The organism is Streptomyces sp. NPDC032091 (assembly GCF_055580265.1).
Genome location: NZ_JBVILR010000011.1, coordinates 153,155 through 164,037 on the forward strand (window position 1 = coordinate 153,155; position 10,883 = coordinate 164,037).

At 75.8% G+C, this 10,883-nt stretch carries 1 protein-coding gene and 1 pseudogene; both read left to right on the top strand.

Annotated elements, in window-relative coordinates; translation table 11 throughout:
• On the top strand, positions 1-10,785 hold the full coding sequence (locus tag ACZ5NJ_RS19690; protein ID WP_468766308.1) for a type I polyketide synthase: 10,785 nt from the start codon (positions 1-3) through the stop codon (positions 10,783-10,785).
• 37 nt (positions 10,786-10,822) lie between these two features.
• Positions 10,823-10,873 (top strand): annotated as a pseudogene (locus ACZ5NJ_RS19695) (hypothetical protein); the annotation flags it as partial.
• Between the last annotated feature and the right edge of the window lie 10 nt (positions 10,874-10,883).

The window sequence follows — 10,883 nt, forward strand, 5'->3', positions numbered from 1 at the left end:
GTGAACGAATCGTGGAGGATGGATATGTCGGCGCCCGACCAGCAGGTCGTCGAGGCACTGCGCGCCTCGCTGAAGGAGAACGCCCGGCTCCAGCAGGAGAACAGCACGCTCGCAGCGGCGGCCGCCGAGCCCATCGCGATCGTCTCCATGGCGTGCCGCTACGCCGGCGGCATCCGTGGCCCGGAGGACTTCTGGCGCGTGGTCTCCGAAGGAGCCGACGTGTACGGCCCGTTCCCCGAGGACCGCGGCTGGGACGTCGAGGGCCTCTACCACCCCGACCCCGACCACCCCGGCACGACGTACGTCAAGGAAGGCGCCTTCCTGCGCGATGCCGGCCAGTTCGACGCCGGGTTCTTCGGGATCTCCCCGCGCGAGGCCCTCGCCATGGACCCGCAGCAGCGCCAGCTCCTCGAAGTGTCCTGGGAGACCTTCGAACGGGCCGGCATCGACCCGCACTCGGTGCGCGGTGGCGACGTCGGCGTGTTCACCGGCATCGTCCACCAGGACTACGCCCCGGACCTCAGCGGCCACGAGGACTACCTCAGCCTGGAGCGCGCCCTCGGGACCGCCGGCGGTGTCGCCTCCGGCCGCGTCGCCTACTCCCTGGGCCTCGAAGGCCCCGCGGTGACCGTCGACACCATGTGCTCCTCCTCGCTCGTCGCGATCCACCTCGCCGCGCAGGCCCTGCGCCGCGGCGAGTGCTCCATGGCCCTCGCGGGCGGCGCGACCGTCATGGCGACGCCCGGCGGCTTCGTCGGCTTCGCCCGCCAGCGCGCCCTCGCCTTCGACGGACGCTGCAAGTCCTACGCCGCCGGAGCCGACGGCTCCGGCTGGGCCGAGGGCGTCGGCGTGCTGCTGCTGGAACGGCTGTCCGTGGCGCGCGAGCGCGGCCACCGGGTCCTGGCCGTCATCCGCGGCAGCGCCATCAACCAGGACGGCGCCTCCAACGGCCTCACCGCCCCCAACGGCCCCGCCCAGCAGCGCGTCATCCGCAAGGCCCTGGAGAGCGCCGGCCTCACCCCCGCCGACGTGGACGCGGTCGAGGGCCACGGCACGGGCACCGTCCTCGGCGACCCCATCGAGGCACAGGCGCTCCTGGCCACCTACGGCCAGGGCCGCGACCCGCGGCAGCCGCTGTGGCTCGGCTCCGTCAAGTCCGTCATCGGACACACGCAGGCGGCGTCCGGCGTCGCCGCCGTGATCAACACGGTGCAGGCGCTGCGCCACGGCGTGCTCCCGGCGACCCGCCACGTCGACGCGCCCACTCCGCAGGTCGACTGGTCCGCCGGCGCGGTGGAGCTGCTGACCGAGGCCCGGGACTGGCCGCGCGGCGACCGCCCGCGCCGCGCCGGCGTCTCCTCCTTCGGGGCCAGCGGCACCAACGCGCACATGATCCTGGAGGAGGCCCCCGCCGAGGAGACCGCCGAGGAGACCGCCGAGGAGACCGCGGCGGCGGCCGCGCCGCGGCAGGCCCCGGACGCGGTGCCGCTGGTGGTGTCCGCCGCAACCGCCGATTCCCTGACGGCCCAGGCCGAACGGCTCGCCGCGTTCGTCGAGGACGCCCCCGGGCTGCCCCTGGCGGACGTGGCCGGCGCGCTGGTCGCGGGCCGGGCGGTGCTGGCCGAACGCGCGGTCGTCCTCGCCGGCTCGCACGAGGAGGCGCTGGCCGGGCTGCGGGCGCTGGCCCGCGGTGAGACCCCGGCCGCCGTCACCGCCGGCCGGGCGCCCGGCGCCGGCGGCCCCGGGAAGGTCGTGTGGGTGTTCCCCGGCCAGGGCGCGCAGTGGGCCGGCATGGGCCGCGAACTGCTCGACGCCTCCCCGGTGTTCGCGGCACGGATCGCCGAGTGCGCGACCGCCCTGGAACGGTGGGTCGACTGGTCGCTGGTCGACGTCCTGCGCGGTGAGGCCGCGCCGGAGCTGCTGGAGCGGGTGGACGTGCTCCAGCCCGCGAGCTTCGCCGTCATGGTCGGCCTCGCCGCCGTGTGGCGGTCCGTCGGCGTCGAGCCCGACGCCGTACTGGGCCACTCCCAGGGCGAGATCGCCGCCGCCTGCGTCTCCGGCTCCCTCTCGCTGGACGACGCGGCCCGGGTGGTCGCCCTGCGCAGCCAGGCCATCGCCAAGGACCTCGCCGGCCGCGGCGGCATGGCCTCCGTCGCGCTCGGCGCCGACGAGGCGGCCGCCCGCCTGGAGCGGTGGGCCGGCCGGGTCGAGGTCGCCGCCGTCAACGGTCCCGCCTCCGTCGTGATCGCCGGTGACGCCGAGGCCCTGGACGAGGCCCTGGACGCCCTGGACGACCAGGGCGTCCGGATCCGCCGGATCGCCGTGGACTACGCCTCCCACAGCCGGCACGTCGAGGCCATCAGGGACACCCTCGCCGAGGCCCTGGCCGGGATCGGCGCCCAGGCGCCCGCGGTGCCGTTCTACTCCACCGTCACCGGCGGCTGGATCGAGGACGCCGGCGTCCTCGACGCCGGCTACTGGTACCGCAACCTGCGCGGACAGGTCGGCTTCGGTCCGGCCGTCACCGCCCTCCTCGCCCAGGGCCACGGCGTCTTCGTCGAGCTCAGCGCCCACCCGGTCCTCGTCCAGCCGGTCAGCGAGACCGCCGACCGCACCGGCGCCGACGTACTGGTCACCGGCTCCCTGCGCCGCGGGGACGGCGGCCCGCGCCGCCTGTACGCCTCCATGGCCGAGCTGTTCGTCCGCGGCCTGCCCGTCGACTGGGCCGCGGCCCTGCCCGCCACCACCGCGCGCGTGGACCTGCCGACGTACGCCTTCGACCACCGGCACTACTGGATCCGCATGGGCGCCGGCGCCTCCGACGCTGCCTCCCTGGGCCTCGTCGGCTCCGACCACCCCCTCCTCGGCGCGGTCGTCCGGCTCCCGCAGTCCGACGGGCTGATCTTCACCTCGCGGCTGTCCCTGCGCACGCACCCCTGGCTCGCCGGCCACGCGATCGGCGGCAAGGTCATCGTCCCCGGCACGGTGTACGTCGACCTCGCGGTGCGCGCCGGCGACGAGTTCGGCTTCGGCGTCCTGGAAGAGCTCGTCATCGAGGCGCCGCTCGTGCTGCCCGAACAGGGCGGAGTCCGCCTCCAGGTCGCGGTCGGCGGCCCCGCCGAGACCGGGCTGCGCAGCGTCGACGTGTACTCGCTGCGCGAGGACGCCGCCGGCGAGGCCGGCACGGACGCCTGGACGCGGCACGCCACCGGCCTGCTGTCGGCCTCGCCCGTCGAGCGCGGGACCGGCCCGGACTTCGACTTCGCCGCCTGGCCCCCGGCCGGCGCCGAGCCCGTCGAACTCGGCGACTTCTACGGGGACCTCGTCGAGCGGGGCTACGCGTACGGGCCGGCCTTCCAGGGCCTGCGCGCGGTATGGCGGCGCGGCGACGAGGTGTTCGCCGAGGCGGCCCTCCCCGAGGACCAGCGCGAGGAGGCCGGGAAGTTCGGCATCCACCCCGCGCTGCTGGACGCCGCGCTCCACACGAACGCCTTCGCCAACCCGGATGACGACCGCAAGGTCCTGCCGTTCGCGTGGAACGGGCTGCGGCTGCACGCCGTCGGCGCCTCGGCCCTGCGGGTACGGGTCGCGCCGTGCGGACCGGACGCGCTGTCGTTCCAGGCGGCCGACGAGGCCGGCGGAACGGTCCTGACCATGGACTCCCTCGTCTCCCGCGTGGTCTCCGCCGACCAGCTGGACGCCGCGGCCGGCGACGACGGCCGTGACGCGCTGTTCGGCGTGGAGTGGACCGAACTGGCCCCCGCCGAGGGCGCCGCGGCCACCACGCCGTGGGTGCCGGTGGCCGACGCCGCCGACGTGGCGGCCCTGGCCGGGGACGCCGCGGTGCCGGTCCTGGAGGCCGTCGGCGGCGCGGGCTCCGCGCTGGAGCTGACCTCCCGCGTGCTGGAGGCCGTCCAGGCCTGGCTCGCCGGGTCCGCGCCGGAGACCTCCCGGCTCGTCGTCGCCACCCGGGGTGCGGTGCCCGCCGGGGACAGCGGTGCGGTGACCGACCCGGCCGGGTCGGCGGTGTGGGGTCTCGTCCGGGCCGCGCAGGCCGAGAACCCGGACCGGATCGTCCTGATCGACCTGGACCCCGCCACCGGAACGGGCGTCCAGCCGGTACTGGGCACCGTCCTCGCCGGCGGCGAACCCCAGGTCGCGGTCCGCGGGACCACCCTCACCGCCCCGAGGCTGGCCCGGGCCGCCGGCGCGGCGGCCCCGGAGGCCCCCGCCGTCTTCTCGCCGCAGGGCACGGTCCTCGTTACGGGCGGTACCGGCTCCCTCGGCGCCCTCGTCGCCCGGCACCTGGTCGCCCGGCACGGCGTAAGGCACCTGCTGCTGGCCAGCCGCCGCGGCCCGGCCGCCGAGGGCGTGCAGGCACTCGTCGCCGAACTCGCCGAACAGGGCGCCACCGTCTCGGTGGTGGCCTGCGACGTCTCCGAGCGCGCGCAGGTCGCGGACCTGCTGGCCTCCGTCCCCGCCGAGCACCCCCTCAGCGGAGTCGTGCACCTCGCCGGCGTCCTGGACGACGGCGTGGTCGCCACCCTCACCCCGCAGCGGCTCGCAGGCGTGTTCGCCCCCAAGGTCGACGCGGTCACCCACCTCGACGCCCTCACCCGGGACCTGGACCTCGACGCGTTCGTCGTCTTCTCGTCCGCCGCCGCCCTCATGGGCTCGGCCGGCCAGGGCAACTACGCGGCCGCCAACGCCTTCCTCGACGGACTGATGTCCCACCGCCGGGCCGCCGGCCTGCCGGGCCTCTCCCTGGCCTGGGGCCTCTGGGAGCAGAGCGACGGCCTGACCGCCCACCTCAGCGCCGTCGACCAGGCGCGCATGAGCCGCGGCGGCGTCCTCGCGCTGACGCAGACCGAGGGCCTCGACATCTTCGACGCCGGCCTGCACACGGACCAGCCGCTGCTCGTCCCGATCAAGCTGGACCTGCGGACGCTCCGCTCCCAGGCCGCGGCCGGCGGCGGCGTCCCGCACCTGCTGCGCGGCCTGGTCCGCGCCGGCCGCCGCGTGGCGCGGGCGGCCGCGGCGGACAGCGGCGGACTCGTCCGCCGGCTCGCCGGGCTGCCGGCCGCCGAACAGGAGGCCCTGCTGCTGGGCATCGTCCAGCAGGAGGCGGGCGCCGTCCTCGGCTTCAGTGGCCCCGAACTGGCCCAGGGCACCCGCGGTTTCAACGAGATCGGCTTCGACTCCCTCACGGCGGTCGAGCTCCGCAACCGGCTGAGCGCGGCCACCGGCGTGAAGCTGCCCGCCACGCTGATCTTCGACTACCCGACCCCGGACGCCCTCGCCCGCCACCTGCGCGACGAGCTCGGCGAGACCGCCGACGACGCCGGCACCCCGGCGCCGGCCGTGGCGGCCGCCGCCGTGGACCCGGACGAGCCGATCGCCATCGTGGGGATGGCCTGCCGGCTGCCCGGCGGGGTGGCCGGCCCCGAGGACCTGTGGCGACTGGTGGCGGAGGGCCGCGAGGGCATGTCCTCCTTCCCCGACGACCGGGGCTGGGACCTGGACGGCCTGTTCGACCCCGACCCCGACAGCGCGGGCACCTCGTACACGCACCGCGGCGGGTTCCTCCACGAAGCCTCCCGGTTCGACCCGGCGTTCTTCGGGATCTCCCCGCGCGAGGCCCTCGCCATGGACCCGCAGCAGCGCCTGCTGCTGGAGGCGTCCTGGGAGGCCCTCGAACGGGCGGGCATCGACCCGACCCGGGAGCGGGGCGGCAACATCGGCGTCTTCTCCGGCGTCTCCATCCACGACTACCTGGAATCCCTCAGCAACATGCCCGCGGAGCTCGAAGGCTTCGTCACCACCGCCACGGCGGGCAGCGTGGCCTCGGGCCGCGTCTCCTACGCCTTTGGCTTCGAGGGCCCGGCGGTCACCGTCGACACGGCCTGCTCCTCGTCCCTGGTCGCCATGCACCTCGCGGCGCAGGCCCTGCGGCAGGGCGAGTGCTCCATGGCCCTCGCCGGCGGCGTCGCCGTCATGGGCTCGCCGATCGGCGTCCTCGGCATGTCCCGCCAGCGGGGCCTGGCCGCCGACGGCCGGTGCAAGGCGTTCGCGGACGGCGCGGACGGCACCGTCCTGTCCGAGGGCGTCGGCATCGTGGTGCTGGAACGGCTCTCGGTGGCCCGCGAGCGCGGCCACCGGGTGCTGGCCGTCATCCGCGGCAGCGCCGTCAACCAGGACGGCGCCTCCAACGGCCTGACCGCCCCCAACGGCCCCTCGCAGCAGCGGGTCATCCGCAAGGCGCTGCAGAGCGCCGGCCTCACCGCGTCCGACGTGGACGTCGTCGAGGCCCATGGCACGGGCACGGCCCTGGGCGACCCGATCGAGGCCCAGGCGCTGCTCGCCACGTACGGCAAGGCCCGGGACGCGGAGCGGCCGCTGTGGCTGGGCTCCCTGAAGTCCAACATCGGGCACACGCAGGCCGCCGCCGGCGTGGCGGGCGTCATCAAGATGGTGCAGGCGCTGCGGCAGGGCGTCCTGCCCCCGACCCTGCACGCGCAGGAGCCCACCCGGCAGGTGGACTGGTCGGAAGGCGCCATCGAGCTGCTGACCGAGTCCCGCGACTGGACCGGGAACGGCCGGCCGCGCCGGGCGGGCGTGTCCTCGTTCGGCATCAGCGGGACGAACGCCCACCTGATCCTGGAGGAGGCCCCTGAGGCCCCCGAGGCGGAGCCCGCGGAGCCGGTGTCGGTGGCGGGTGGTGTGGTGCCGCTGGTGGTGTCGGCGCGCAGCGCCGCCTCCCTGGCCGGTCAGGCCGAGCGGCTGGCGGCGTACGTCGGCGGGAGCGACGCCCCCCTGGCGGAGGCCGCCGCGGCCCTGGTCTCGCGGCGCGCGGTCTTCGGTGAACGCGCGGTCGTCGTGGCCGGATCCGCCGAGGAGGCGCTGACGCGGCTGGAGGCCGTCGCACGCGGTGAGGACGCGGCCGGTGTGGTGAGCGGCAGTGCGGGTGCGCCGGGGCGGACCGTGTGGGTGTTCCCGGGGCAGGGTGCGCAGTGGGCCGGTATGGGTCGTGAACTGCTCGACTCCTCGCCGGTGTTCGCGGCGCGGATCGCCGAGTGCGCTGCCGCGCTGGAGCCGTGGGTCGACTGGTCGCTGGTCGAGGTGCTGCGGGGTGAGGCCGGTCCGGAGCTGCTGGAGCGGGTGGATGTCCTCCAGCCGGCGAGTTTCGCGGTGATGGTGGGTCTGGCCGCCGTGTGGCGGTCGGTGGGCGTCAAGCCGGATGCGGTGCTCGGGCATTCGCAGGGTGAGATCGCCGCCGCCTGCGTCGCGGGCGCCCTGTCGTTGGAGGACGCGGCCCGGGTGGTGGCCCTGCGCAGTCAGGCCATCGCCAAGGAGCTGGCCGGCCGGGGCGGAATGGCCTCGGTGGCGCTGAGCGCCGACGAAGCGGTCGCGAAGCTGGCGCCGTGGGCGGACCGGGTCGAGGTGGCGGCGGTCAACAGCCCGTCGTCCGTGGTGATCGCCGGTGACGCCGAGGCGCTGGACAAGGCCCTGGAGGCACTGGCCTTCGAAGGCGTCCGGGTCCGCCGGGTCGCCGTCGATTACGCGTCCCACACCCGGCACGTCGAGGCCATCGAGGAGCTGCTCGCCGAGACCCTCGCGGGCATCGCGGCGAAGGCGCCGACGGTGCCGTTCTTCTCCACGGTCACCGGCGGTTGGGTCGAGGACGCCGATGTCCTGGACGGCGGCTACTGGTACCGCAACCTGCGCGGACAGGTCGGCTTCGGCCCTGCCGTGGCCGAACTGGCCTCGCAGGGTTACGGGGTGTTCCTGGAGGTCAGCGCCCACCCCGTGCTCGTCCAGCCCGTCACCGAGACCGTGGACGGCACGGACGCCGACGCCATCGTCGCGGGTTCGCTGCGCCGTGAGGACGGCGGCCTGCGCCGCCTGTACACCTCCATGGCCGAGCTCTTCGTCCGGGGTGTTCCCGTCGACTGGGCTGCGCTCCTGCCCGCCACATCGGCCCATGTGGACCTGCCCACCTACGCCTTCGACCACCAGTCCTACTGGCTCCGGATATCCGAGGCGGCCACCGACGCGGCCTCCCTCGGCCAGGCCAAGGCCGACCACCCGCTGCTGGGCGCGGTCGTCCAGCTGCCGCAGTCGGACGGGCTCGTCTTCACCTCGCGGCTCTCCCTGCGCACGCACGCCTGGCTCGGCGACCACCGGATCGGCGGCGTGGCCCTCGTCCCCGCCGCCGCCCTGGTGGAGCTCGCCGTACGGGCGGGCGACGAGGCCGGCTGCGGGGTGCTGGAGGAGTTGCTGATCGAGACCCCGCTCGCGCTGCCCGAGCACGGCGGCGTCCGGGTCCAGGTCGCGGTCGGCGCGCCCGCCGAGAACGGTGCCCGCTCGGTGGAGCTGTACTCGCTGCGCGAGGACGCCGCCGAGGGGGCCGCGTGGACGCGGCACGCCACCGGCGTCCTGTCGGCCGCCGCCCCGGCCGCGCGGGCCCCGGAGTTCGACTTCACCGCCTGGCCGCCCGCCGGCGCCCGGCCCGTCGAGGCCGGCGACTTCTACGGGGAGCTCGCCGGCCGCGGATACGGCTACGGGCCCGCGTTCCAGGGCCTGCGCGCGCTCTGGCGGCGCGGCGAGGAGGTCTTCGCCGAGGTCGCCCTCACCGAGGAGCAGCGCGGCGGGGCCGGTGCGTACGGTCTGCACCCCGCACTGCTGGAAGCGGCCCTGCACGTGGAGACGCCCGGCACGGCCGACGCTCCGGAACTCCGCCAGCCCCTCGACTGGAACCGGCTGGTGCTGCACGCCGCGGGCGCTTCGGCGCTGCGGGTGCGGGTCGCCCCGGCGGGGCCCGGGGCCGTCTCCCTGGAGGCCGCCGACGAGACCGGTGGCCCGGTGCTGACGGTGGATTCGCTGGCCCTGCGCCCCGTGTCCGTCGAGCAGGTGGACGCGGCGGCGGGCACGGTGGCCGCCACCTCGCTGTTCCAGGTGGAGTGGACGGAGCTGCCCCAGGCCGGGGGAGCGCCGGTGTCGTGGGCCCCGGTGGCCACCGCCGACGACGTCACGGCCCTGGCGGCCGACGGGGCGGCGGCGCCCGCCCTCGCGGTCCTGGAGGCCGTCGGCGGCGGGGGTTCGGCGCTGGAGCTGACCTCGCGCGTGCTGGGGGTCGTGCAGGCGTGGCTGGCGGGCTCCGGTCCGGAGGAGTCGCGGCTGGTCGTGGCCACTCGGGGTGCGGTGCCGGCGGGGGAGAGCGGTGCGGTGACCGACCCGGCCGGGTCGGCGGTGTGGGGTCTCGTCCGGGCCGCGCAGGCGGAGAACCCGGACCGGATCGTCCTGCTGGACACCGACCCCGCCGCCGACGGCGGGCCGGAGCCGGTCCTCGGTGCGGCGCTGGCGAGCGGTGAGCCCCAGGTCGCGGCCCGCGGCACCACCCTGTCCGTCCCGCGCCTGACCCGTACGGCGGGCCGGGCCACGGACGCCCCGGCCGTGTTCCGGCCCGAGGGCACCGTCCTGATCACCGGCGGCACCGGTTCGCTGGGCGCCCTCGCGGCCCGCCGTCTGGTTTCCGTCCACGGCGTACGGCACCTGCTGCTGGCCAGCCGCCGCGGCCCGCGGGCCGAAGGGGTCGAGGAACTGGTCGCCGAGCTGACCGAGCTGGGCGCCACCGTCACGGTGGCGGCCTGCGACGTCTCCGACCGGGCCCAGGCCGAAGCGCTGCTGGCGTCCGTACCGGCCGAGCACCCCCTCACCGGGGTCATCCACACCGCGGGCCTCATCGACGCCGGTGTGATCGAGGCGCTCACCCCCGAGCGGCTGGCCGGCGTCTTCCCGCCGAAGGTCGACGCCGTCACGCACCTGGACGAACTGACGCGGGGCCTGGACCTGGACGCGTTCGTCGTCTACTCCTCGGTCTCCGCCGTCTTCATGGGCGCCGGCAGCGGCAGCTACGCCGCCGCCAACGCCTTCCTCGACGGCCTGATGGCCCGCCGCCGGGCCGCCGGCCTGCCGGGCCTCTCCCTGGCCTGGGGCCTGTGGGACCAGACCGACGGCATGGCCGCCAACACCGACGACCTCACCCGGAACCGGATGAACCGGCGCGGCGGCCTGCGGGCGATGACCCCGGCGGAGGGCATGGAACTCTTCGACGCCACCGTGGGAGCCGGCCAGTCGCTGCTGGTCCCCGCCAAGCTGGACCTGCGCGCGGTACGGGCCGACGCGGCCGCGGGCGGCGTACCGCACATGCTGCGCGGACTGGTCACGGCCGGCCGGCAGCAGGCGCACACGGCGGCCGCGGCCGACGAGGGCCGCCGGCTGCACGACCGGCTGGCGGCACTGCCCGCCGCCGAGCGGAAGAAGCTCCTGGTCGACCTGGTCCGCACGCAGGTGGCAGCCGTCCTGGGCCACTCCGGACCGGAGCGCGTCCGGACGGACCTGGCCTTCAAGGACGCCGGGTTCGACTCGCTCACCGCGGTGGAACTGCGCAACCGGCTGCGCGAGGCGACGGGGCTGAAGCTTCCGGCCACGCTCGTCTTCGACTACCCGAACCCGCAGACCCTCGCCGCACACCTGCACGACGCACTGCTCCCGGAGAGCGCCGACGCGGGCGCACCCGACGTCGACGAGGCACGGCTGAGGCACGCCCTCGCGTCCGTCCCGCTCGCCCGGTTCCGGGAGGCAGGGCTGATGGACGCCCTGGTCCGGCTGATCGCCCAGGGTGATGGCGCACCGGAGACCGGCGGTGTCGACACGGCCGATGAAGGCAGGGCCATCGCCGAGCTGGACGTCGACGATCTCGTCCACCTGGCGCTCGGCGAATGAACACCTTCGAAACCGCTGAAAGAATGGGGAACCCAACGTGAGTGCGTCCTACGAGAAGGTCGTCGAGGCGCTGAGGAAGTCGCTGGAAGAAGTCGGCT